Origin of the sequence: Echinicola shivajiensis, assembly GCF_018642165.1 — a bacterium.
GTDB lineage: Bacteria > Bacteroidota > Bacteroidia > Cytophagales > Cyclobacteriaceae > Echinicola > Echinicola shivajiensis.
In genome coordinates, this window is the sequence record NZ_JAHHZM010000013.1 from 62,942 (window position 1) to 87,262 (window position 24,321).

16 protein-coding genes and 1 tRNA gene are annotated in these 24,321 nt (G+C 38.1%); 9 read left to right on the plus strand and 8 right to left on the minus strand.

The features are described 5' to 3' along the window. Positions 1-176 precede the first annotated feature (176 nt). The 3 genes from KMW37_RS17350 to KMW37_RS17360 all read left to right on the plus strand — a co-directional run bounded on the left by KMW37_RS17350 (position 177) and on the right by KMW37_RS17360 (position 5,666). The gene (locus KMW37_RS17350) at positions 177-1,631 is read left to right on the plus strand and encodes a hypothetical protein (protein WP_215225922.1); all 1,455 of its coding nucleotides are present in this window, start codon (positions 177-179) and stop codon (positions 1,629-1,631) included. Positions 1,632-1,974: 343 nt separating this feature from the next. Continuing rightward, the gene (locus tag KMW37_RS17355) at positions 1,975-3,546 is read left to right on the plus strand and encodes a hypothetical protein (protein ID WP_215225923.1); all 1,572 of its coding nucleotides are present in this window, start codon (positions 1,975-1,977) and stop codon (positions 3,544-3,546) included. Between the two features lie 215 nt (positions 3,547-3,761). Then, positions 3,762-5,666, plus strand: a complete 1,905-nt coding sequence (locus KMW37_RS17360) for a glycine-rich domain-containing protein (protein ID WP_215225924.1) — start codon at positions 3,762-3,764, stop codon at positions 5,664-5,666. A 56-nt stretch (positions 5,667-5,722) separates the two neighbouring features. On the opposite strand, the gene KMW37_RS17365 is transcribed toward KMW37_RS17360, so the two are convergent. From KMW37_RS17365 to era, 4 genes are all read right to left on the minus strand, one after another. Then, positions 5,723-6,370 carry a SprT-like domain-containing protein gene (locus tag KMW37_RS17365; protein ID WP_215225925.1) on the minus strand — a complete coding sequence of 216 codons (648 nt, stop codon included), beginning with the start codon at positions 6,368-6,370 and terminating at the stop codon, positions 5,723-5,725. A 71-nt stretch (positions 6,371-6,441) separates the two neighbouring features. Then, positions 6,442-6,663, minus strand: coding sequence for a hypothetical protein (locus KMW37_RS17370; RefSeq protein ID WP_215225926.1), 222 nt, complete (start codon positions 6,661-6,663; stop codon positions 6,442-6,444). Between the two features lie 78 nt (positions 6,664-6,741). Then, entirely contained in the window at positions 6,742-8,055 is a 1,314-nt protein-coding gene (gene der / locus KMW37_RS17375; protein WP_215225927.1) for a ribosome biogenesis GTPase Der, read from the minus strand. 18 nt (positions 8,056-8,073) lie between these two features. After that, complete coding sequence (gene era, locus KMW37_RS17380) at positions 8,074-8,964, minus strand: GTPase Era (RefSeq protein ID WP_215225928.1); 891 nt, start codon at positions 8,962-8,964, stop codon at positions 8,074-8,076. A gap of 137 nt (positions 8,965-9,101) precedes the next feature. On the opposite strand from era, the gene KMW37_RS17385 reads away from it, so the two are divergent. From KMW37_RS17385 to KMW37_RS17395, 3 genes are all read left to right on the plus strand, one after another. Further along, positions 9,102-9,174 (plus strand) — tRNA-Met (locus KMW37_RS17385). A 598-nt stretch (positions 9,175-9,772) separates the two neighbouring features. Then, positions 9,773-11,452 carry a PAS domain-containing protein gene (locus tag KMW37_RS17390; protein ID WP_215225929.1) on the plus strand — a complete coding sequence of 560 codons (1,680 nt, stop codon included), beginning with the start codon at positions 9,773-9,775 and terminating at the stop codon, positions 11,450-11,452. Positions 11,453-11,638: 186 nt separating this feature from the next. Further along, positions 11,639-12,076, plus strand: coding sequence for a UPF0158 family protein (locus KMW37_RS17395; protein WP_215225930.1), 438 nt, complete (start codon positions 11,639-11,641; stop codon positions 12,074-12,076). An 18-nt stretch (positions 12,077-12,094) separates the two neighbouring features. Here KMW37_RS17395 and KMW37_RS17400 read toward each other — a convergent pair whose 3' ends face one another. The 3 genes from KMW37_RS17400 to KMW37_RS17410 are packed head-to-tail and all read right to left on the minus strand — an operon-like array spanning position 12,095 to position 15,930. Beyond that, positions 12,095-12,961, minus strand: a complete 867-nt coding sequence (locus KMW37_RS17400) for a universal stress protein (RefSeq protein ID WP_215225931.1) — start codon at positions 12,959-12,961, stop codon at positions 12,095-12,097. Then, complete coding sequence (locus KMW37_RS17405) at positions 12,958-14,547, minus strand: BCCT family transporter (protein ID WP_215225932.1); 1,590 nt, start codon at positions 14,545-14,547, stop codon at positions 12,958-12,960. The genes KMW37_RS17400 and KMW37_RS17405 overlap by 4 nt, the downstream gene beginning before the upstream one ends. A gap of 12 nt (positions 14,548-14,559) precedes the next feature. Beyond that, on the minus strand, positions 14,560-15,930 hold the full coding sequence (locus KMW37_RS17410) for a porin family protein (RefSeq protein WP_246581549.1): 1,371 nt from the start codon (positions 15,928-15,930) through the stop codon (positions 14,560-14,562). Positions 15,931-16,273: 343 nt separating this feature from the next. Between KMW37_RS17410 and KMW37_RS17415 the strand changes: the two genes are divergently transcribed. Next, entirely contained in the window at positions 16,274-17,857 is a 1,584-nt protein-coding gene (locus KMW37_RS17415; RefSeq protein WP_215225933.1) for a M1 family metallopeptidase, read from the plus strand. Between the two features lie 43 nt (positions 17,858-17,900). Here KMW37_RS17415 and KMW37_RS17420 read toward each other — a convergent pair whose 3' ends face one another. After that, positions 17,901-19,145 carry a dipeptidase gene (locus KMW37_RS17420; protein ID WP_215225934.1) on the minus strand — a complete coding sequence of 415 codons (1,245 nt, stop codon included), beginning with the start codon at positions 19,143-19,145 and terminating at the stop codon, positions 17,901-17,903. A 390-nt stretch (positions 19,146-19,535) separates the two neighbouring features. Here KMW37_RS17420 and KMW37_RS17425 point away from each other — a divergent pair, with 390 nt between their 5' ends. Both KMW37_RS17425 and KMW37_RS17430 read left to right on the plus strand, forming a co-directional pair. Then, complete coding sequence (locus KMW37_RS17425; protein WP_215225935.1) at positions 19,536-20,426, plus strand: SMP-30/gluconolactonase/LRE family protein; 891 nt, start codon at positions 19,536-19,538, stop codon at positions 20,424-20,426. Between the two features lie 614 nt (positions 20,427-21,040). Next, positions 21,041-24,310 carry a SusC/RagA family TonB-linked outer membrane protein gene (locus tag KMW37_RS17430; RefSeq protein ID WP_215225936.1) on the plus strand — a complete coding sequence of 1,090 codons (3,270 nt, stop codon included), beginning with the start codon at positions 21,041-21,043 and terminating at the stop codon, positions 24,308-24,310. Positions 24,311-24,321 lie beyond the last annotated feature (11 nt).

A 24,321-nucleotide genomic window follows, 5' to 3' on the forward strand; every position in this document is an offset into this window, starting at 1 on the left:
GCCTCTATATATGATATATAGGGGCTTTTTTGTTTTATTGATATTCCAAACGGTAAAAAACAATATATAAAAAACAAAAAAGTGTAAATAAAAATCAATAAATGTTTTTAATAATAATTTTAAATACTAATATTTGTATAGGAAAAACATAAAAATGTAAATAAATATTTTTAGAGATGAAAAGAAATTTGTCCATACTGATGCAATTAACCTTTTTGCTAATGCTAGGGGCTAATGTGTATGGGCAGACTTTTACCTACAGTCCAAGTAATAGTGGATGTAATGGCACTTGGGGAGATGCTGACTGTTGGAATGTCAGTGCTACGTCTGGCTGTACAGCCAATTCTGCCCCACCTTTAACGAACACTTCAGGTTGTGAAGTGAATATTGTGATCAATGATGATATCAGTTATGATACAGGAGGTGATTACCTGGTCTTTGGAGGTACTTTTAATCAATTGACTGTAGATAATGGTGCGGTTTTAACAATTGTCGGAAATGTAGAGATTAATTCCGAAGATATAATTTTCTTTAATGTGGAGAATGGAGGTGAAATTGATATTCAAGGGGAGCTTAAAATGTCTTTAGGGACTAATTCAAATAATACAATTTTAAAAATAGACGGCGATTATAATTCATTTGTGAATACTGAATTAATCGATTTAAGAGGGCGAGCTATTATTGAAATTTTGGATGGTGGCTCACTTGTTTCTAGTGGTCCAACAAATTATAATGGGAATAGTTCTCGTATTGATGTTTATGGATTCTTTAGAACTGCGAAAGTTGATATACAAGGGGGGAGTAATCATCAGTTGAATTCATATGGGACTGCAGAAATAGTAATTGAGGGAGATATAGTTCTAGGGGGGACCACAGATATTACATTTAATGGAGATAGTGAAGTAGATGTGGGCGGTGATATTATCAATAATGGTGCGGCTATTATAAAAGCTACAGAAAATGCCCAAGTATATTATTGTGGAATTATTTGGGATGAACCGGATGCTGAGGAGATTGATAACGGAAAATTTAATAACTCCTGCCGTTTGCTTCCTGTTCAAGCTTTAGAGATTTCTGGGGAATATAATAAAAGCGTCAATAAGGTTGTATTGAACTGGTCCACATTAAAGGAGAGTGACAATAGTCATTTTGAGGTGGAGAGATCATTTGATGGAATCGATGCGTTTGAAAAAATCGGTGCTGTCCAAGGAATAGGCTGGTCTGATAAGATGACTTATTATGATTTTGAAGATGAAAATCTTTTGGTAACCGCCAAGAAGGCCTATTATAGAATTAAACAAGTGAGTTTGGATGGTGAAGAAACATTTAGTGATGTCATTGCTATTGATCTTCCCAATATCAAAACTACCAAAAATGTTTGGCGCGCCTATCCCAATCCAAGTAGGGGTGAGCAGGTAAAAGTGGCCTTACTCAACCAAGAATTATATCAAGGTGAAGAGGTGAGCTTTAGGGTTTTCGATAGCCTGAATTCCTCTGGGCTAGTTAAGGTAAGTAATGCGCAGGCCCTTAACCCTAAAATAGCAGAGGTGCTAGGTCAGTTTTCCGCTGGCTTGGTAGTGGTGGAGATGATGTGGGATAATCATGTAGAGTATATTAAGGTGATTTTATAAAAAGGTATCTCACGGATTCCACAGATTAGCACGGAAAAATACTGTTAACTCTATGGAAAACAGGGTAATCTATGGGAAACCAACTTATTTTGTATCAAAACATGTATTAAATATTACCTGCTATTCGAGTAAAAGAAAATTGAGAAATTATTTAGGTTAAAATTCAGGTTGCTTTTATTGTTTTAATCCTCTCTAGGTGTGGTTCCCTGGAGAGGATTTTTTTTATGAACGACATTTTTTTAGGGGTAAAACCTTTTTATTTACGTTTCAAAAAGCTAAATTATATATTTATAATACAAAAAAATATATGTAAAAACATATTTCGGTTTTTGATTCGTTGATCATGAAAAATCTGCATTTCATATTTTTAGTGATTTTTTTGGCACTTTTTGTAAGTGAGGAAGTGTATGGACAAGGAGGTAATTGTAATTGTCATCCAGTTAATGATTTGACAATTACCATTTCAGGTAGCGATAACGGAGTCCATGATGCTTCGGGATTGACAAATGTTTGTATTGAAGGGACTGGGATTTTTTCTGGGACAATCATCAATTTATCTGCTGATGCAGTAATTTGTATCGATGAAGAGGTTACTTATGAATTTGGTAGTGCCATAACTGATAATGATGATGAAAATTGGGGACAAATATGGCCGGGTACTTGGACAGTAAACAATTATGGAAAGTTTATTGGGAGTACTGTTTTAACATTGCAAGATGGTCAGACATTTAATAATTATAGTTATGGAGATTATGAGAGTTATGGCGATGTAGATGCGGATTTGTTTATAGAAGCGGGATTTTATATCCGTCCGGGAGGAGAAGGTCGTGAGGAGAATGATCAGTTTAATATTGATGAAGGAGGGGAATTTAATAATTATGGTTCAATAAATATTTCGGGTGATTTTGTTAATAATGGTGAGTTTTTATCTGATATTGATGCAATAATTAATGTTGGAAATGAGTTCCATAATGAATCCGGGACTTCAGATATTTTAACATTACGAGCTTATGGGGAAATTACTAATACTGGCGAAATAACACTTAGGGGTGTCATAGAATCGGTAACTGATGGGTTCAGAAATGCAAGAGATGACGATAGCGGTACGGTGATAGGAGTAGGAAGTCCTTGTGTTATGATTAAGGTGGCCACATTTATTGAAAATAATGGAGATGCATCACTTTTGGATGGAGAGAATGGATCAATTATTCTTGATTCGGGAGAAGAGAATTACGACAGAAGCGGTAATGAAGAGCCTGGTGTTTATGCAGTCGGTCAAGCGGATGATGTGAATATTACTGGAGAATGTTTTAGTCGATTGGCAGCAGTATTGCCTGTACTTTGGGACGGTTTTTCTGCAGAATATATCACGTATGATAAGTCCATTAAGTTGGATTGGTCCACCTCCAAGGAATGGGAAAACAACCATTTTGAAATAGAGCGCTCGGTCGATGGGGTGGATAAATACCAGGAGATAGGAAGGGTAGCTGCTGTGGGTTGGTCGGATTTGATTTCCTATTATTCCTTTAAGGACACTGAACCGCCCATAAATGCTGAAAGGCTTTATTATCGAATCAAGCAGGTGGATCTTGATGGAGGCTATTCCTATAGCAAAACTTTGATGGTGGAGATGCCAACGATCAATTATACTCATGGGGTTTGGAAGGTATATCCTAATCCTACAAAAGGAGAATGGCTAAAACTGGTCTTAACCAAAAAAGAACAATATAAAGGAGAGCTAATCAACTTTAGGATTTTTAATACTATAAATGCAACAGCTTACCAGAAGGTCACCTCATTGGCTGAGCTGAATTATGAGCTGGCCGAGACAGTCAGAAATTTTTCTAGTGGATTGGTAGTGCTTGAACTGCGATGGGGAGAAAGTGCGGAATATATAAAAGTTATCAATAGGTAAATGAACATATGGAAAAACGAAATGAACGGTAAAAAGTAAAGGAAACTGTTTTTTCTTTTTTAAGTTTTTATATATTTGTTTCTATGTGATGCATATTTGTTACTAAGATAGGTTTAGTTGTAATAGAAATCTGTGTCATATGTAATGTGAGTATCATATCACCTGACTGTTAAGTGAGCCGCCCTACTCCTTGACGTTTGACAAATTGGAAACAAATGACCGGAATAACTTGTGCTTTTACTGCGCTGTTCTGCAATGGATCTATTAAAAGAGTGGCCTTTGTACTCATTGTTTTTTTAATTATTTCTCTCCAAGACGTCCATGCAAAATGTAATACACTTGTGGTAGAAGGGGATAACTATGAGGTAAATATTGAGTTGGAGATGATTGAGGTAGTTATCAATAATGATCAGTGCGCCATAGGTGGAGGGTATAATTATGATATTGTAGTCGATTATAATGTGTCTTTTTCTGGCGTCGATCCAGTTTTATACACTTTGCAGGGGTACGCTGGATGTAATGATCTCTATTTCGATTTGCCAAATGCGGGAGGAAATAGTTCTGTTGTCTCAAGTGGAAACGCTTGGAGCAGTTGTGGTGTGGTGCCCACTTTAGAAAGCTTGGGATGTAATAGTATTGATTTGGTTATTGAAGGTCGCGGTATATCCCATCAGTCAATCACCTTAGATTGCGAAAGTTTATTCGATGATAATGCGTGTTTCGATACTTTTTACACAGCAGATGGAGATGGTATTTTGTATGTTTATTACTGTGATGAAGTCTTTACAATGCCGCAAAACTATGATGATGTTGAAGTGATGATTGTTGCTGGTGGTGGAGGCGGAGGCTTGGGAGAAAGTGCCGGTGGTGGCGGTGGCGGTGAGGTGATTTATAGGGCTTCGATGATTCTTAGTCCAGGCGCAAGTTATCAAGTAGCGGTAGGAGATGGTGGTGAAGGTGCTGCGAGCTTAAGTGAAACAGGAAATAATGGAGGTAATTCAAGCTTTAATAGTGTGGAGGCTATAGGCGGTGGCGGCGGTGGTACTGTTTCCAGTAATCCAGGTATAGCTAATGGTAAAGTAGGCGGTAACGGGGGGGGTGGGGCTGCATCTCCTGGAAATAGTTATCACGGAGGGAGTGGCAATGGCAATGCCCCAAGTCATAGTAATGCGGGAGGAAATGGGCATCAGAGTGGTGCAAGTAATAATCGTGCAGGCGGAGGCGGAGGAGGTGCTGGAGGATTAGGAAATAGTGCAGGGAATGGCCATAATCCAGGAGAGGGTGGCCTTGGAAGGCAGATTGATATGTTTTCGGAGTTCTCTTCAGTTACAATTGGGAATTTTTTTGCGGCAGGTGGTGGAGCTACTGGAAGAAAGAATAATGGCGATATGCAAGCGTCTGTTGGCGGTTCTGGTATAGGGGGTGATGGCAATGCATACGGTAATGGTGGACCAGGAAAAGAAAATACAGGTTCTGGAGGAGGTGCTGGAGTAAGCAAAGGTGGCAAAGGAGCTGATGGGGTGGTGGTTATCAAGCTAGGGGCAAAGATTTTACCTGTTGTTTGGGGTGAAGTGAATGCAAAATTATCATTTGATCAAAGAGGCGTTCAGCTCAGCTGGTCTTTGTTGCAAGAGGTGGATGTTAGTCATTACATTATAGAGCGTTCCTTGAACGGTATTCAGGATTTTAAGGTCATTGGAAATGTAGGTGTTCAACTAGACGGAGATTTACAATATGAATTTTTGGACAATAAATTACCTGATGCAGGAGGTAGGGCTTATTATAGGGTCAAGGAGGTCGGTATTTCTGGAAAATATAACTACAGTGAAACGGTTTCTGTACGGATTGCTTACCAAAGAGAAAAGAGTTTATGGAAAGTCTTTCCCAATCCTTCCAATGGACAGGAAGTGAGTATAGCATTTAATGGAGAGTTAAAGAAGACTCATCAAATTAAATTAACTGCATATAATTCCCTTTTTCGATCTCAAGAAATAACAGCAGTTTCTGTTGAGGAATTAAATAATAAGCTAAAGGTATTGTTGGGAGGGCAGATGTCTGGACTTGTGATTTTGGAGATTCATTGGGGGGGTAATACAGCATATTTAAAGTTGGTGCTTTGAGCTGAGGAAAAATGACTAAGAAAAACAGGGGCTTTTCATAAGTTTAGAAGACTGTTTTAGTCTCTTGCTGGGTGTTTCTCGTTTATTTTGATTTCTGCATTTCCTGAGATTAAATACCTTTTTCCAGATGGAATTTCTTCACAAAGGATTCTTGTACGCCTTGGTTGGATCTTTTTGAATTGGCGGCCTTTAATTTCAAATACAGTCCCAATTCCCACTTCATTTAAGTAGATGTAATTGGAGTCTACTTCTTGTTTATCGTATTTTCTTAATTCTTTAATCAGCCAAAAGTCCGCTCCTGAGCTAGCTTTGGGATTGATCATATGTCTTTTGAGTGGGAGCAGTATGTCTTTGGGGAAAATCAGATCAGAAAGTAAAGGGGCCAATAGTGTTTGAAATTGCCTTTTCCATTCAGATCCATGCGGTTTAATTTTTATCCCAAAAAGTTTAAAAGTTCTGTAATGGGCTACTTCATGAATATAGGTTATTAAAAACTGATAGGGGTTAAGATCGTGATTGATGGTGATTTTTTGAATCTTTCGGTCTGCCCTATACCTGAAGTCCCCAAGTTTGGTTTGTCTGGATTTACTGATGGTAAAGTGAAATGGATCCTCTGCCCAGAGGTCCCAGCAGTACTGAACGGCATTTTCTGGTACCTTTTCTTTGAAAATGCTTAAGATTTCTAACTTTACTTTATTGTCCATCTAAAAGCGAATTAAATAAAAAAAAGAGCACCGATTGCTCAGTGCTCCTCATAAAATTTCAATAAATCTAATTAGCCATTGATATCTTGAAGAGGTTCTTCAGTGATTTCCTCTAATGAATCAATAACTTCCTCCATGGATTCTTCTGATTCTTCAATTGAAGTTTCAATGGTTTCTTCAACCTCAGCAGGTTGAACTTCGATGATCTCTTCAGTTTGTTGAGCATCTTTTTTGCCACATGATACGGTCAATGCCAGACCGGAAATGGCAAACATCACGAATAGTTTTTTCATGTGTTGAATTATCTTAAAATAAGTCCGCAAATGTACGTCTGTGAAACCATATTTTGATCAATTCCATGAAAAATATTTTTACTTTTTCTTATAAGTGATTTTTATTGGAACTCCCTGGAAATCAAAGTGTTCTCTCAATCTGTTTTCCAGGTATCTGGTATAAGGAGCCTTCAAGTATTGAGGTAGGTTACAGAAGAAGGCAAATACCGGGTTTTTGGTTGGCAACTGAGTGATATATTTTATCTTGATATACTTCCCTTTGTATGCTGGTGGTGGATAACGCTCGATCTCAGGAAGGATTTTATCATTCAATTTAGAGGTGGAAATTTTTCTGGTCTTATTGTCATATACTTCCACCGCCAACTCAATAGCTTGAAAAATTCGTTGCTTGGTAATCATTGAGGTAAAGATGATTGGGATCCACTTGTTCTCTCCCAGTTTCTCCATCATATTTTCCTTAAACTTGTCCATGGTCTTGTGGTCTTTTTCAATTAAGTCCCACTTGTTGACCATGATCATAATTCCCTTATTGTTTTTGATTCCCAACGAAATCAAGTTGACATCCTGGGCTTCCAGACCTCTAGTTGCATCCACCATCACGATGATCACATCAGAGTCCTCCAAAGTACGTAATGAGCGCATGACCGAATAAAATTCGATATCTTCCTTTACACGTGATTTTTTACGGATCCCAGCAGTATCTGTGATGATGAAGTTCTTTCCGTAAAGGGTGTAATGGGTGTGGATCGCATCTCTGGTAGTTCCTGCTTCATTGGTGACAATGGATCTTTCAGAACCCAATAATGCATTAAGGAATGAGGATTTACCCACATTAGGTCTACCCAAGATGGCAATTTTAGGAATTCCAAAGTCAGGGTTTTCCTGGCCCTCATCTTCGAAATGAGTGATCAGTTCGTCCAATAAATCTCCTGTTCCACTGCCGCTTACGGCTGCAATTGGGAATATTTTTTCGTTTCCAATGCCCAGTTCATAAAACTCGTTGGCCATGAACATTCTTTCTTGTGTATCTGCCTTGTTGGCTACCAAATAGATAGGCTTTTTGGATGACCTGAGTTCATTGGCAAATTCCTTGTCCAAATCTGTCAGACCATCAATACAATCTACAACGAATAAAATCACACTAGCTTCGTCCAAAGCAAGGTTTACCTGCTTGCGGATTTCCGCCTCATAAACATCGTCTGATCCAGTTACGTACCCGCCAGTGTCAATTACAGAGAAAAACTTCCCTCCCCACTGAGCGTGTCCATAGTGACGATCACGGGTGACCCCACTCACGTTATCTTCAATGGCTTTTCTCTCTTCTACTAGTCGATTGAAAAAAGTAGATTTCCCTACATTTGGCCTTCCTACTATTGCTACGATATTAGACATTTTTCTGCTTTCTTTATATTATTGGTCGTAACCAAATTTTCGTAATTTATTTTTATTTTTTCTCCAATCGTCCTCTACCTTCACATGCGTTTCAAGGAACACTTTTTTGCCAAAAAACTCTTCTAAGGCTTCCCTGGCCAAGGTGCCAACTCTTTTAAGTGCTTTTCCTTTTTCACCAATGATAATACCCTTTTGACTGGATCTTTCCACAAAGATTAATGCCCTGATTTTAATGATTTTGGCATCCTCTTTAAATTCGTCAATGACTACTTCAGAGCTATAAGGTATTTCCTTTTTATAATTGGTGAATATTTTTTCCCTGATGATTTCAGAGGCAAAAAAACGTTCCGGTTTATCTGTTAGTTCCCCCTTGTCATAATAAGGTGGGTGAACAGGTAAACGATCCAGGATTTCCTGAAGAATTCTTTCAATATTGAAATTTTCCGTGGCTGAAATTGGGATCACGGTATCGGCTTTGATCCTTGAAGTCCAATATTCGGTCACTTCCTCCAATTTATTTTCCTTGGAGAGGTCTATTTTGTTGATCACTAATAATACTGGTACTCCTGAAGCGTTGATTTTTTCAATTACTTCCTGGATTTCATCTTCAGTTTCATAGAGGTCCGTTACAAAAACGATTACATCAGCATCCTCCAGAGAAAGGTTGACAAAGCTCATCATGCTCTTATGTAATTCATATTTTGGCTTCAGCATCCCTGGGGTGTCCGAAAAAACAATCTGGTAGTTTTCGTCATTCATTAATCCCAGTATACGGTGCCTGGTGGTCTGTGCTTTGGATGAAATAATGGAAAGCCGCTCACCCACAAGGACATTCATTAATGTAGACTTGCCCACATTAGGTTTTCCAATGATATTTACGAAACCAGCTTTGTGTGTTTTTTCGGTCATATGAATAATTTTTTACAAAGGTACTTGATTTTTCATAATATCTACTTACCTTTGTATCACAATAAAGGAAACAGGAAGTAAGAAACGCTAACTTCACCTTTAAACTCTGAAAAAGATATAAAATATTTAAGATATATCGCGGGATGGAGCAGTTGGTAGCTCGTCGGGCTCATAACCCGAAGGTCACTGGTTCGAGTCCAGTTCCCGCTACTACGAAGGATACCTTATGGTATCCTTTTTTTTTGTTTTATACTTTTTGAATGGATGTCTTTAGTGTGATTTTTTTTAAAGTTTCAGGTTAAATTACTCTTCTTCTTCAAATAAATATAGTCAGTCTAGTCTTGTATTAATTTCAGTGATTAAAAAAAGCTCAAAGGTAAGGGAAGCTATTCTTCATTGCTGCCTGAAAAAAACATTACAATATCGAAGTTTGTTATAATTAGATTTACGTGTTTAACTTTTTGCTTGATTATCAATTATCTCTTTGGTGTTGTTGATTTGTTTTTTATCCGATTATCTGGTTTTTGGAGTTGAAACCATAAAAACTGAAATTTTTAAAGAGAATTAAATGAGGTTTTGAAAATAAAGTGATTAAAAGTTTGTGTAAAATTGGTTTCTGTGTAAATGTAAATTTCACCTATGTTTGAAGGAAATAATTGATTTGTTTTTTGATTACAGATACCCTGTTTTTTATGACATTTTTTTGCGAATAGCATAAAGCTGAGAAATAAATATTCAACTTTGCTTAGATGTGCTTGAGATGGTATGTGAGACGGTAGTCAAAGTTGATATTTTATAATAGTAAAATATGGAGGCAAATTTTTTTTTAGGTTTAGTATTACTTCATCAGCTTCCTATGCTATTAAGCTTTTTGGGAGTATTCTTGGTGGGGGTTAATATTTTTTTTATCATTCTAGCTGTAAGCAAAACAAAAAGAATAAGTGGTAATTACACCATTTTCAGCATGGTTTTTCTGGCCTTAATTGCTCAGATAGATATGCTGTTCTTAAGCTTGGGTTTTTCCCAAATGATATTCTTTAATAGATATCTTGAACTTTTGTTGGGAGCAGTGCTCTTACAGTTTATTATGGGTATTTATGATCAACAAGCTAAGTACCCAATTTCCTTTTTCCTTAACTATGGATTTATGGTCTTTCTGATTCTTTCTTCTTTATCAATTGGGGGGAGCGAATCTATTGCCATAAATTTCCAAATTGAAGGTGAGCAGTTTACTTTTGATATTTTGTACCTGGGCTTTTGCCTCCAGATAACAATTGCCCTGATTTATTCTTTGATTTATATTTTGAAAGGAAATGAATTTAATTCCATTCGGAAAATTTCTATCATTTTGAATTTGGGATTGGGTTTGTTTCTTTGGGTTTATCTTTTCGGAGATTCCTTGCCTACGGAAGTGTCCTCTTTTTCAATAAAGGCTTTTTCCTTCGGAATACTAGGGTTTACTGGTTTATGGTCAATGCATGAAAAAGGGAGGGTTGATGTGAAGCGTAATTTAGGAATGGGGCATCTCTTGGAAAATTTCCGTGGTCCAGTGCTATTGATTTCTAGTAAGGGGGATGTTGTAAATTTGAATTCTAAGGCAAAAACATTTTTTGGAATAATAAATGGTAAAGCGCTCCCTCATGTAGTAGATATAGTTTCAAGTTCTGAGGAGCAAAATAGGTTTGACCGGAAGTGTAGGCAGATATTGTTAGGAAGTCCAAATAATCAATTTTCATTTGTAGGGAAGAAACTAAGTGGTGAAGTGGGAAGGATAAGGGCTCAGGGACAGTTGCTGCAAGGGATTGCGAAGGAGGTTTATTTGTTGTTGTTCTTGGAAGATGTGTTGCCTTTGATGTCTAAAGAGTCAACAGTTGATGGTTTTGATGAAGTTTATGAACCCTTGTCAAAAGTTTCAAGCGAAGCATTATGGCAATATGACATCAAAAAGGATAAGTTGTATTTGGGAGAAGGTTTTAGAAACTTATTTGGGATGGACTTGGAGAGCGGGAAAGTAAATATGGAATATGTTAAATCCAAGGTTCATCCTGAAGATCGTGAAATGGTTTTTGATAAGCTTGATCAATTGGTCCTAGATTTGGATAAGAACAACTGGGAGAACGAATATAGGTTCCTGAAAGAGAGTGGGGAGTATGCCCAAGTGAAAAGCAGAGGTTATGTCCTTAGGGATGCAAAAGGGCGGCCGATCAAGCTTTTAGGAGCATTAAAAGACGTTACCAATAAGTATACATATTTTAAGAAGATAGAAACCCAAAATGCCCATTTCAGGGAGATTATCCAAATGCAATCCCATGATGTAAGAGAACCTCTCACTAGGATTATGGCAGTAGCGAGTTTTATTTTGGAAAATGGATATTCAGATCTTGAAGAGAAGGAAGCCCTGAGAATAATAGCTAGTAGTTGTCAGGAATTGGATAAAGTGATTCACCAAGTAGTTGAAAAGGTTGAGCGGGCTCATATTGATTTGTGATTTTTTTGTAAGTAATTGAAACAGGCTGCTTACTAAAAGATTGGAGTGAGGATTCCCCGCGTATCCCTCTTTGGAGGCTAGCAGGCTTGCATGGATGAATTAATTTTTTTTTAATATTATATTCTGTTTATTTGATTTTTGTTTAGCGTTATTTAATTTTCAAGCAGTATATACATAAATAAAGCAATGCTCAGCTTATCTGAAAAAGAAATAGAAACTATCGCAAAATATTTGCTAAAAGGAAAGGTTTGTTATTATCAAGAAGACAAAAAACTGATCCATCACCTTCCTGATGAGGAGGAAAATTTTAATGAAAACCTTACAGAAGAAGAAGAGGACTTATTGGATGAAATTGATGCTGACCCTATGAACTATGCAGAGTTTGTAAAAATGGAGACAGCACAAGAATCACTGATTATGGATCAATTTACCGAGCTGTTTGTTGAAGACAGGTCCTTTCAGGAGGATTTGTACGATGCCTTGACAAAGAGTAAAGCGATGGAGAGGTTCACTTTTTTAATTGAGGAGTCCAAAGCCTATAAGGATAAATGGCTGGAATACCGTCGTACAAAGTACAAGGATTGGGTGATGGAACAAATAGATAGTTATAATGTACAAGAATGATAAAAGGGCCTCGGCCCTTTATTTTTTTACTATTAGAATTGGAAGGTTTTTTTCATGAGAGATTAGCTGTTCTGTAACACTGCCAATTAATAAATCCCCTTCATCATTTTTCCCTTTATTTCCAACAATGATCAGACTGGAAGAGGTGTGGACAGCAAAGTTATAAATCAATTTACCTATGTTTTGTTCATTGTCCTTAATGATGGATAGCTGAGGGTCAAAGTGATGTTTTTTCTGGAGCTTTTTGTATTTGCCAAGAGTTTCCTCTTCCAAGTCTTTGCTGATTTGTTGATAATTTTTGATATAGGGAAAGTATTGTCTCCCAATCTTAAGAATGCTGACAGGATGAATGGTGCTGCGGGCTGTTTCTTGGAATTTTTTGGCAATAGGGATGATTTTATCTGTATAGGAACTGAAATCTATGGCAATAGTGACATTTTCAAATACTGGTTGGCCAATTTCAGGCACAAATAGTGTGTTGCAGCGACATAATCTAGCCAGTTTTCCACTTAAAATTCCTGAGCCCATATAACTGGTCTTTTTGCCATATATAATAACATTATAGTCTTGTTGGTCGATATAGTCGGAAAAGTCTTCAACATCTGGATTGGTGTGGATATGGCAGCTTATTTTTGGTCCATGCTTTTCATTGAAATGCTCTTGGGCACTTTCCATTAATTCATTCTCTATTATTTGATCGAGAGAATTACCTAGCTTGGGAATAATAGCGCTGATTTCATCTGGTAGCTCCTCTAATTCCATCAGGTGCAATAGGTTTAGATTTTGAAAAGGAATAAGGTCATGAAGCCTTTTGAGGTAGGTAAGTAGCACCCCGTCCATTTCGGTAAGGTCCAAGCAAACGGCTATGTTTTTTATATTCTTCATTTCTCTTGTCTTTTTTGAAGGGTTTTCTGGATGACCTGATTTAGGTTTTTCTCATAGGATTTTTTGTTCAGCTCATCTTTCAAGGCCTGGTTTCTGGCGTATTCTTTTTGCAATCCCTTGTGTAGACTGTAGGCCATAACGAGTAAAATTATTAGAAAAGGCAAGCCTGTTGTGATGGAGGCCGTTTGCAGTGCAGTCAGTCCTCCGCCAATTAGCAATACGGCGGCAACACCTCCTTCAGAAAGTGCCCAAAATATCCTTTGGCCCACAGGCGCATCTAGTTTTCCTCCAGCTGTGATACTATCAATTACCAATGAGCCAGAATCAGAAGAGGTAACAAAAAAGCTGATGACCAATAATACTCCAACAAGTGAGCCGATGGATTTGAAGGGGAATTGGTTTAAATAGACAAAGAGCGCTATAGCTTCATCTGCAATGATATTGTTGGCCAATTGGTGCCCTTCGTTTTGGATGTCCATAAAAATTGCTCCACCACCCATAGCGGTTAACCATAGGAAAGTGAGCAATACAGGTACTAGTAATACCCCGAAGATAAATTCTCTAATGGTCCTTCCCCTTGAAATCCTAGCAATGAACATGCCTACAAAGGGGGACCATGAAACCCACCACGCCCAATAGAAGATGGTCCAATCTGCTTGCCAGCCATTGTTTCTGTATGCTTCTGTCCAAGTGGAGACTGTTATTATTTCATTGATGTAGTTTCCCAGATTTTGTACCAATGATTTGAAAATAAATAAGGTTGGCCCAACTATTAGGATAAATATCAATAAGATGGCGGCAATTCTCACATTCCATTCACTAAGAAATTTCACTCCTTTATCTATTCCGGAGTATACGCTTATGGTTGCAATTCCTGTAATCCCAGCAATTAGAAGTACCTGAATTGTTGTGGTGTTAGGTACATCAAAAAGGAATGAAAGTCCTCCATTGACTTGCTTTACCCCCAGTCCCAATGAGGTTGCAAGGCCAAACAATGTGGCCAGGACAGCCATTACATCAATGACATCACCAATCCATCCGTGGATTTTGTCGCCAAGAATAGGATGGAAAACCGACCTAATCGTCAAGGGTAGTTTCCTGTTATAGGTGAAGAAAGCAAGTGAAAGGGCTACAATGGCATAAATAGCCCATGCATGAAAGCCCCAGTGGAGAAAAGTCAGGTTCATGGCCCTAGTTGCAGATTCTATAGTGTACCCTTGTCCATAGGGAGGGTTTGCATAGTGGGAGACCGGTTCGGCTACTCCCCAAAATAACAAGCCTATTCCCATGCCCGCACTGAAAAGCATGGCAAACCAAGAAGGAGTAGAGAACTCAGTTTCTGCATTCTTGCCACCAAGTTTTACATTGCCATATTTGCTAAATCCGAGGTAAAAGCAAAATACGATGAAGGCATTAATGGCCACAATGAAAAGCCAACCAGTTTTGTCAGTTATAAAGTTTTGGATATTATTAAACACCTGTTCCATTGGTTTGCCCACTATTAATGTGATCATGATAAAGATGATGATCAATATGGAGGCAGGCCAAAATACAGGTGCATGTACGTCAAAATATTTTTTATTCATGGTACTTTTTATTTAGAAATAGTAACCCAAATTGATGTTTACCCTGGTATTCCAGCCGGGCTTAGGGTCGATAGGATTTGATTCGGAAACGGGTAAGTCATATTGAGTTCCTCTCCCAGGACCTAGTGCATTGCCACCAAATGAATCGCTGATCCAGGGATGATTGTATCCTGAGGCAATGTCCACATAGGTATAGATTTTACCCGCTGTAATTAAAGCTCCCAATACATTTTGCTGGGTCTTTTTGAAGGGAAATAGTTCGTTATCTAAACGTAGTTTTTCAGGCTTGTATATATAACTGAAGTCGTTATAGATTTGAATGTTGGAAATGGGGCCCCAGTTGGTGGGAATATCATAGGCTAAGCCAATTACATACAAAGAAGCTTCGGAGGCAACATCATATGTGCCAAATCCATAAGCTCCCATTTGGAGGCTTGAAAGTAGGTCTCCAGCATCATTTTTAACCTTGTCGTACTTATAATATATCACTTCAGTTTTTAAATTCCAGCGGTTTTGCTGCCACTCAGCATGGATGGCTGCTGCAAATTGATTTCCTTTATTTCTGGTGCTTTGATTGTAGATTTCCATCCATTGGGTGGACGCCCCTAGCTGTGTATTACCTAACTGATAGGCGGCCCTAAAGTTTAGTTGATTTCTTTCAATATTACTTTCGCCAGGAATGGGGACTACATCATAAGAGTATCTTGCGCTAGAATAGACCCCAAAATCCGGGTCATTGGTGCCTCTAGGTTCTGACAGTGGAAAATAGGCAAAATTAAAGGTCCACTTTTTAGGTGTGAAGCTTAGATTAAAACCCATTTGGTGATCATCTTCCAATCCTAAATAGTACGGAGCTTGAAACCACCAACTATGAGAAGCATAGGTTAGTAATCCAAATGGAACCTGGGAAATTCCCATTTGTAAATTCCACTTAGGGTTAAATCGATAGCCTATCCAGCCATATTTGATGAAGTGGGTATTAAAGGTTGGGTAGAAACGGTATTCGAATGAAAATTGTAGCCCATCTGAATAGGAATCCACATTAATTCTCCAAGTGTCCCAGGTCCATTCATTTCTAGACGCTGTTCCCAGGGGAAATGTCTGGCCTTCGTAAAAACTGTAGATGGCATTGAGCCTTAACGCACCTCCAATTTTTAGCCATGATGTATCTCTCTTTGTTTCGTTCAGTACCCAGTTGCCCTTTTCAAGACTGGTTTTGCTTGTTCCATAGTCTTTTTCGAAAATCAAATTAATGGTTTTGCTTTTCTTAATGCTGTCAGGCTTGTCAAGAATAAAACCAAAGGATGATGTACAAATGAACATTAAAACTATCGTCAAGAACTTTAAGGTGCTCTCCCATTTGATGACAGATTTGATGTTCATTTTTTAATCATTTGAAATTTCATACTGGAACAAGCAATGGGCCTGTTAACTGGTAATTAATCATATAAATCATTTAAACAACTATAAATTAGCCATTATGAAGGTGAAATAAAATTTTATAGGATAACAATAATATGATTAGGACAATTTTGGGAAATTAAATGTTAAAAATAATCTCTAATTTCCATGCTTGATGTTCAGGTATGGGCCAGAGTGCTTGATGTTATAATATTTGCAAAGCAAAATCTATCAAGCAGCTTATTTTTGAGTGGTAGAATACTAAATTTGCGTAAGGCCGCTAAGTCGACGCTTTTAGTGTACAAATAGTAAAGAATCAGTATTGATGAGAAAGTTTTTAATAGTATTTCATATACTTCTAATTTCATGCAGTTCTCTTTTGGCGCAAGAGGATGAAGGATGGTCATGGGGAGGAAAAATGGATCCCTTGCAAAGCAAATTTAGGGTTAAACATTATTCTTTGGAAATTGAGTTATTGCCTAGGATCCGGGGTATCAATGCGAGTATGGAAATGCTGTTTGAAACAGAGGGGAATATGGATACTTTGAGATTGGACTTGGTAGATAATTTTGAGGTGATCAAAGTGGAGTCTTTGGGGGAGGAGCTTGACTTTAGCCACCATGATGACTTGCTTGAAATTTTTTTGAATGCACCCAGCAATCAAGTGAAGGTGTTTTATCGGGGTAGACCTCCGGTGGCGAAAAATCCCCCTTGGTCTGGCGGTTTTACCTGGAGCAAAGATGGTCATGGAAACAACTGGGTAGGGCTTTCCTGCCAAATGGAAGGTGCCAAGGTTTTTATGCCTTGTTTGGATCATCCGTCCAGTAAAGCTAGTAATGGTGTGGATCTATATTTTAAAGTGCCATTCCCATATTTTGTTGCTTCTAATGGAATATTATTGAATCAGGAAACCAGTTTAGGTTATAATTATTTTCATTGGGCAACGGCCTATCCCATCAATAATTATGGAATCAATTTTACTATGGGGAGGTTTGTGGAAAGGTCACAAGACTATGCATCTGTTTATGGCAGAAGTATTCCCATGAAAGTGTATTTATTGGAGGAAAATAGGAATATGGCAGAGAAACTGATGGGAGTTCTCGAAAGAAGCACCCAGACCCAAGAGAAATATTTTGGAGAGTATCCTTTTCCTGATGATAAAATTGCGGTGGTTGAAACGCCTTATTTGGGCATGGAGCACCAAACAATCAATGCCTATGGCAATGATTTCAATTTTACTGAGGTTGCTGGAAATGATTTCGACGCGCTCCTTCATCATGAGCTGGGCCATGAGTGGTGGGGCAACAAAATGTCGGTAAGTGACTGGGGAGATTTTTGGATTCAGGAAGGGTTTTGTTCCTATGGAGATTTGCTTTATTACTTGGATCGTGGAGGGGAGAAAGCTTATTTAGAAAGAGCAAAAGCTATGGCGAGCGGGATAAAAAATGAGCGGCCTATTGTAATGGGGAAAAACATTAATTCTTATGATGCTTATCAGGGAGATATATATTCAAAAGGAGCTTTAGTTCTTCACAGTCTGAGATTTGTACTTGGGGATGAATTGTTTTTTCCATTGATTAAAGCATTTATAGAGAGCGATGAATTTACGTATGAAAATCAAGTTGATTCAAAAGATTTTATAGATTTTGTCACTAACTATTCGGGAAAAAATCTTGATAGTTTTTTTGATATGTATCTATACAGCACGAAGTTGCCAAAAGTGAAAATCAATAAAAAGGGTAAGAATAAGTACGATGTGTCACTATCAGATATCCAGTTATCACTTCCAATGGAAATTAAAACTTCTGATGGGATTGAAAAAGTAGAACTTTCAAATAGCCCAATAAGGTTAAAGAGTGATGACCCAATTGAAGTGGATCCTAATGGATGGTATTTGTTAGATAAATAGAAAATGCCCCAGTGGCAATTTTGAACTGGGGCATTTTAGTGGATTAGCTCGCGGCTTCTTCAACCGCTCGCCATACCCTAAATACATTTTTATAGCAGATTTTTTCGATATCTTCTCTGCTATATCCTCTTTTCAGCAATTCAGCGATCAAGTTGGGGTACATAGAAACATCCTTAAGTCCATTAGGTAGAGAGTCTCCCACACCGTCAAAGTCAGAGCCAAAACCTACATGGTCAACCCCTACTAAGCTAACAACATGATCAATATGGTCAGCAACAAGGCTTACATCCGGGAATACATTGTGATCTGCGACGTACTTTTCTATATATACTTGTGCTGCGGAATCGCTCCTGCTCAGTTCATTTTGGGCAAGCCAGTTTACAATATGTTCTCTGACAGTCGCAGTTCTTTCATTGTAGTCTCCATCAATGAAACTTCCGCCAAAATTGATCATAATGACGCCTTTGTTTTTACCCAATGCTTTGACCATTTTGTCGTTCATATTTCTTTCGAAGCCCGGTGTAAATTTTCTGGAGGAACTATGTGATGCTATTACAGGGACATCTGTCAGTTCCATGACATCATAAAAAGTATCATCGGAAACATGCGAAATATCTACCATGATACCTACCTTGTTCATTTCCTTGACCACTTCCTTTCCAAATTCAGAAAGCCCACCATGTGTTCTGGTGGTATCATAGGATGAATCCCCAATAAGGTTGTCCTTGCCATGAGTGAGGGTGATATATCGAATACCTTTTTCATGAAAATAGGACACATTGGAAAGGTCGTCTTCTATGCCGGCACCATTTTCCATTCCCATAGGTAGGGAAACTTTTCCTGCCTTGAAATTGGCTTCAATATCGTCAGGACTATAGGCCATGGCAAATTTTTCGGGCCAAGTTTCTGCCAATCTTTTGGTCATTAAAATAAGTGAGTCTGCGAGTATTTTAGCACCACCAGTTTGTTGATATCTTGCAGGTAGATATATGGACATGAAAGGTGCATCTAGGCCGCCTTCTTTAGCTCTAGGGAAGTCAAAATTACCCCCGTCAGTTCTTTCAGATACATCCAATATTTCTCTTTGTAGGGTAAAGCCTCCTACTTTCATCCTATAAGGTAAGTCCACATGTCCGTCTACCATAATGGTTTCATGAGCGATAGTCTTGGCATATTCGAGTCTTTCCTCGTCGGAAACTTGAGTATAATCTATTTTTTCCTCCTTTGAATTACAGGAAATCAAAGCAAGGCTTAGAAAAAATGCATTAAGGGTAAGGGCGTTTTTCATATTCGGTATTTAAGTATTAACGATGTTGAACGGGGTAATTTACAATATTTGAAAGTCTTTAGGCAGTTCCCTGAAACTATAATAGGTTTGTTTCAGTCTTTTGTTTTTGATTAATGGGAATTTTGGGTAGGCCTAAGGTACAGGAAATTGATTTCGCAAAATGTATTTCAATCCAATATGCTAAGTCCTTTCGGATATAGCAAGGGATTGTATATGATTGCTTTGGATTTTGAGGGAAAAAGAGGTCAATCGGCATATTTCGTATCGAAACGGGGGGTGAACTAGTCCATGGATAAGTATTTTAAGCAATAAGCTTGTTAGATGGCTATTATTTTCACTAAGTTTATTTTAGTACTTTTAATATTGTAACCATTAAAGTTTAATGTGACCATGAAAAAAACTAACAATTTTCTGATTATGATGATGATATCTCCACTTCTATTTTGGAACTGTGGAGGAGAAAGTAAAAAAGAAGCTGAGGAGGAAAGTGTAATAGAGGTCGAAGAGGAAATGGTAGCGCCCAGTTTGACACTATTATGGGAAACTTCTGATGAGCTAACTACTTGTGAATCTGTTTTGGTGGATAAGGGAACAGGTACTATATATGTTTCCAATATTGCCGGAGATCCAAGAAAAAAAGATGGAATTGGATTTATTTCTATTATCAATAAAGACGGGGAGATTGTAGAAAAGGATTGGGTGACTGGAATAGATGCACCAAAGGGTATGGGAATACTGAATGGTAAGCTTTATGTGACCAATATTGATGAGCTGGTGGAGATTGATATCGAAAATGCCAAGATTGCCCAGCGATATGCTGTAGAGGGAGCAAGTTTTCTAAATGATGTAGATGTTTATGGAAGCAAGGTGTATTTTTCTGATATGGAAACTGGGAAAATCCATGTACTTGAAGGTGGAGAAGTGACTGAGATAGCTTCAGGTCAAACAGGTATTAATGGATTAAGACTTGATGATGCAGGAGTTTTGTATGGTTTGGATGGAGCGGGATTAAAAAAATATGACAATGAGGGGATGGCTGAAGTGCTCAATGGTGAAGTTACAGGGGGGGATGGATTGATTATTTTGGGAGATAATGACTTCCTTGCTAGTAGATGGGTTGGTGAAATCTGGATTATTCAAAATGGAGAGGCTACGAAGCTATTGGATACTAAGGATGCTGGTTCTAATACGGCAGATATTGGATATCTTGTAGAAGATCAGATTGTATTAGTTCCTACATTTATGAAAAATAAGGTTGCAGCTTATAAACTGGATTATTAGAAAAGCCTAAATAGTAGAATAGCGAAAAGGGAGTGGGATTTAATTTCACTCCCTTTTTGTGTTTAGGGATTATTAGGTGTTGTTTTATTAATGTGAGGATGACTAGTAGATATATAGTACATCAGCTTTAATTTGTATTTGAGTATTTAGAAATGAATTAATTTTTTCGAAAATAAATATAGTTCGAAAGAATATTTAAATCGTTATAAAAATACTAGTGTACTTTGCGGTTGTGTCAGTTTGTATTTGAATAATATTTTGATAACCATTTTTGGTTTGCTGATTTGTATATAAAGTGGCTGATTCTTTTTTTTAGTTGACAATGGTAGGTTTTTTTGTAGGAGAAGATAGTTTGGTCGCTTTGAAATATAATTATGTAGATACGGAAAAAACCGATTGTTTATTCTATTGAATGGTGTTTTTTTTGACTAATCAATATATGATAATAGTTATAGAAAATATTTGAATAGAACAAATTGCTTTTTATAATGATTTTATTTTTTTAAATTGATGATATCCAGTACGTTATGGTACGTGTGCTGTGTGTTTAGGGTTGAAATTTACTTTTCACTCTAAATAAGAAGTAGTGTTAAACCAAAATAAAACAACCGCATATGAAAAAAAGTGTACTATTAGCCCTCTTGCTGGGCTTGATTGGGCAATTCGCTTTTGCACAATCAAGCTCAGTAAAAGGAACGGTTACTTCAGCTGAAAGCGGAGAGCCGATTCCCGGCGTAAGTATTCTGGTGAAAGGTACCTCTAAGGGTGCTATCACAGATTTGGATGGTATGTATTCTCTGGAAATACCATCTGGTGGAGAAGTGTTAATCTTCTCATTTATAGGTATGACTTCTCAAGAAATTGTTATCGGTGACCAAAGTGTAATTGATGTAGTGATGGAATCCGATGCGAGGGAGTTGTCTGAGGTTGTCGTTACTGCAATGGGTATCACAAGGGAAAAAGCATCTCTGGGTTACTCAGTTCAGCAAGTCGACTCCGAAGAGCTTAATAAGTCTCAGCAGACAGATGTGTTGAGTTCTCTTTCAGGTCGTGTTTCTGGTGTTCAGTTAAGCTCCTCGACCAATATGGGAGGGTCTAAGAGGATTACTATTAGAGGTGCCAGCTCATTTTTTGGTGAAAACCAGCCATTGATTGTGATTGATGGGTTACCTGTAAATAATTCCAATTTTAACGATGAGAACATGCAGGAAGGTAGCGGTGGCTATGATTATGGTAATATGCTAAACGACCTTAATCCAAATGATATCGAGAGTATCTCGGTTTTAAAGGGAACGGCTGCGGCACTATATGGATCCCGTGCGGCAAATGGGGTTTTAGTGATTACAACTAAAAGAGGAGTGCCCGGTAAAGAATCATTTAGTGTAGATGTAAGTTCATCGGTTAATTTCGAGAGTGTTTATTTAATGCCGGATCTTCAGACCAAATATGGAGGAGGAGCGATTATTAGCGATGAAGATGGTGGGGTAGATGGTTTTGAAGTAGCCAATATCAATGGCACTGATTATAAGGTAGTACAATATGGTATTGATGAAAGCTGGGGGCCAAGGTACAATCCGGATGTTTCAGTTTTACACTGGGATGCTTTCAGTGAAGATTACCCTGAAGATTATTTGAACCCAAGACCATGGGTTACCCCTGAAAATGATGTGCGGGACTTTTTTGAAACCGGTGTTTCTTATGTAAACTCTGTGGCTATTTCCAGTTCCAATATCAATTCTGCTGTTCGCTTTGGCTATTCCAATACCAAGACTTCTGGTACCTTGCCTGGTTCTGATATGGTGAAGAATAATTTTTCATTGAGTGGTAAGACCAAAATAATGGATAAGCTCAGCGCTAATTCTACTTTGAATTTTGTACGAACCAAAACAAAAGGTAGGCCGCTTTTGGGGTATCCGGCATCCAATCAGCCTTATGGTAGTCCACTAGGTCAGATTTTGTTTCAATGGACACAGCGTCAAATAGACTACGGAAGATCAAAAAAATACCTGAACAATGACGGTACTCAGCGATCATGGAACAGAAACTCTTGGGATGATCCTACTCCACATTATTCTGATAACCATTACTGGGCAGCTTATGAAAACTTTTCTGATGATGAAAGAGACAGGTTCTATGGTAATATAGGTCTGAACTATGAAATAATGGAGGGGTTGAACTTGAGTGGTCGAGTAAGTGGCGATTTGTATTCCTTTTATAATAGGGAAAGAGTCGCTGTTGGTTCTCAGGCACAATCCTACTATTATGAGGCAGTAAGAAATAATTACGAATATAATTATGAGCTGACTTTGGGCTATGATAAGCGCATCAATGAAAGTTTTCATATTAACGCATTGATTGGAGGTAACCAAATGAGACAAAGGCTCCATCTCAATAGGGGAGAATCCTCAGGTGGACTTGTCGTAGCAAAATTGTATAACCTGTTGAATTCTGCTGGTGCAGTATTAGTTAATGATCAGACCACCAAAAAAGGGATCAACAGCATATTTGCCACCGCGAGTCTAGGTTTTATGGATATGTTGTATTTGGATTTGACAGCTAGGAATGACTGGTCCACAACACTTCCAGAAGGCAACAATTCTTATTTTTATCCTTCTGGCTCACTTAGCTTTTTATTCTCTGAAAAATTAGGCTTGTCCTGGTTGAGCTATGGTAAGTTGCGTGTAGGGGCAGCTAGGGTGTCAAAAGATACGGATCCATATAGAGTAATAAATACCTATCAATTTAATGATGATGGTACTTTCCAAGGTTTGCCTAGGGTTTTTACTCCTGAAGAATTGTTGAATAGCAATTTGAAACCGGAAAATACTGATACCTGGGAGATCGGTTTGGAAGCCAGTATGCTGAATGATAGGGTTGGATTTGATGTGACCTATTTTAAAAATGTGACCACAGACCAAATTATTCCGCTAGAAGTATCGAGGTCCACAGGCTATAAAGCTAAATTTATTAATGCCGGTGAGATTGTTAATAAAGGTATAGAGGTGATGTTGAGAGGTACGCCAGTACGGACCAGTAATTTCAGCTGGGACATCACCGTGAACTATACTAAGATTGATAATGAAGTCAAGAGCATTATTGATGGTATCGAGGCTATGGATATTGGTGTGGCACCATTTAGTGGGGTGACTTTGAGAGCTTCCGTTGGTGAGAGGTATGGACAGCTTTGGGGCTATGATTTCTTGTATGATGATGCTGGAAATAGAGTGGTCCAAGACAATGGCTACTGGGCTAGGACCCCCAATCTAGTTCCTCTTGGATCAGTATTACCGGATTATAATATGGGTATTAGGAATTACTTTACTTATGGCGGTTTTGATTTAAGTGTGTTATTGGACATTCAGCAGGGAGGTAAATTCTATTCCGTATCCCATATGTGGGGGCACTATGCAGGAACATGGGGGCCTACTGCAGGGGTGAATGACATGGGAAATGAGATCCGTTCTCCTGTCGCTGAAGGTGGTGGTATTAAGTTGGATGGTGTAACTGGTGATGTTGAGTTCAATGAAGATGGAACCTACACTGTTAGTAATACTGCACCTAATGAAACCTATGTGGAAGGTCAAGCGTGGGCAGCAAGGCATTATCACGGTTTTGGAATGCCAAGTGCACAAAGTGTATTTGATGCTGATTATATAAAAGTGAGAGAATTGGCCTTGGGTTATAATTTCAATATTAGTTCTATTCCATTAATAAGGACATTAAGAGTTTCTGCTTATGGTAGAAATCTGTGGACATTTGGATTGGATTATAAAGGATTGGATCCAGAAATCGCTGTAAATGGTTCTGGTAACATTCAAGGTATTGAGGGGGCGTTTATGCCAACTTCAAGGACTTATGGATTTAAGTTGGATATTGGACTATAAACACTTAAGTA

Bases quoted from the DNA above. Each gene is read 5' to 3' on its own strand.
- KMW37_RS17355 (WP_215225923.1), top strand. From the start codon at position 1,975: ATGAAAAATCTGCATTTCATATTTTTAGTGATTTTTTTGGCACTTTTT.
- KMW37_RS17405 (WP_215225932.1), bottom strand. From the start codon at position 14,547: ATGAATAAAAAATATTTTGACGTACATGCACCTGTATTTTGGCCTGCC.
- era (WP_215225928.1), bottom strand. From the start codon at position 8,964: ATGACCGAAAAAACACACAAAGCTGGTTTCGTAAATATCATTGGAAAA.
- KMW37_RS17390 (WP_215225929.1), top strand. From the start codon at position 9,773: ATGGAGGCAAATTTTTTTTTAGGTTTAGTATTACTTCATCAGCTTCCT.
- der (WP_215225927.1), bottom strand. From the start codon at position 8,055: ATGTCTAATATCGTAGCAATAGTAGGAAGGCCAAATGTAGGGAAATCT.
- KMW37_RS17350 (WP_215225922.1), top strand. From the start codon at position 177: ATGAAAAGAAATTTGTCCATACTGATGCAATTAACCTTTTTGCTAATG.
- KMW37_RS17410 (WP_246581549.1), bottom strand. From the start codon at position 15,930: ATGAACATCAAATCTGTCATCAAATGGGAGAGCACCTTAAAGTTCTTG.
- KMW37_RS17420 (WP_215225934.1), bottom strand. From the start codon at position 19,145: ATGAAAAACGCCCTTACCCTTAATGCATTTTTTCTAAGCCTTGCTTTG.
- KMW37_RS17365 (WP_215225925.1), bottom strand. From the start codon at position 6,370: ATGGACAATAAAGTAAAGTTAGAAATCTTAAGCATTTTCAAAGAAAAG.
- KMW37_RS17430 (WP_215225936.1), top strand. From the start codon at position 21,041: ATGAAAAAAAGTGTACTATTAGCCCTCTTGCTGGGCTTGATTGGGCAA.
- KMW37_RS17360 (WP_215225924.1), top strand. From the start codon at position 3,762: ATGACCGGAATAACTTGTGCTTTTACTGCGCTGTTCTGCAATGGATCT.
- KMW37_RS17400 (WP_215225931.1), bottom strand. From the start codon at position 12,961: ATGAAGAATATAAAAAACATAGCCGTTTGCTTGGACCTTACCGAAATG.
- KMW37_RS17370 (WP_215225926.1), bottom strand. From the start codon at position 6,663: ATGAAAAAACTATTCGTGATGTTTGCCATTTCCGGTCTGGCATTGACC.
- KMW37_RS17395 (WP_215225930.1), top strand. From the start codon at position 11,639: ATGCTCAGCTTATCTGAAAAAGAAATAGAAACTATCGCAAAATATTTG.
- KMW37_RS17425 (WP_215225935.1), top strand. From the start codon at position 19,536: ATGAAAAAAACTAACAATTTTCTGATTATGATGATGATATCTCCACTT.
- KMW37_RS17415 (WP_215225933.1), top strand. From the start codon at position 16,274: ATGAGAAAGTTTTTAATAGTATTTCATATACTTCTAATTTCATGCAGT.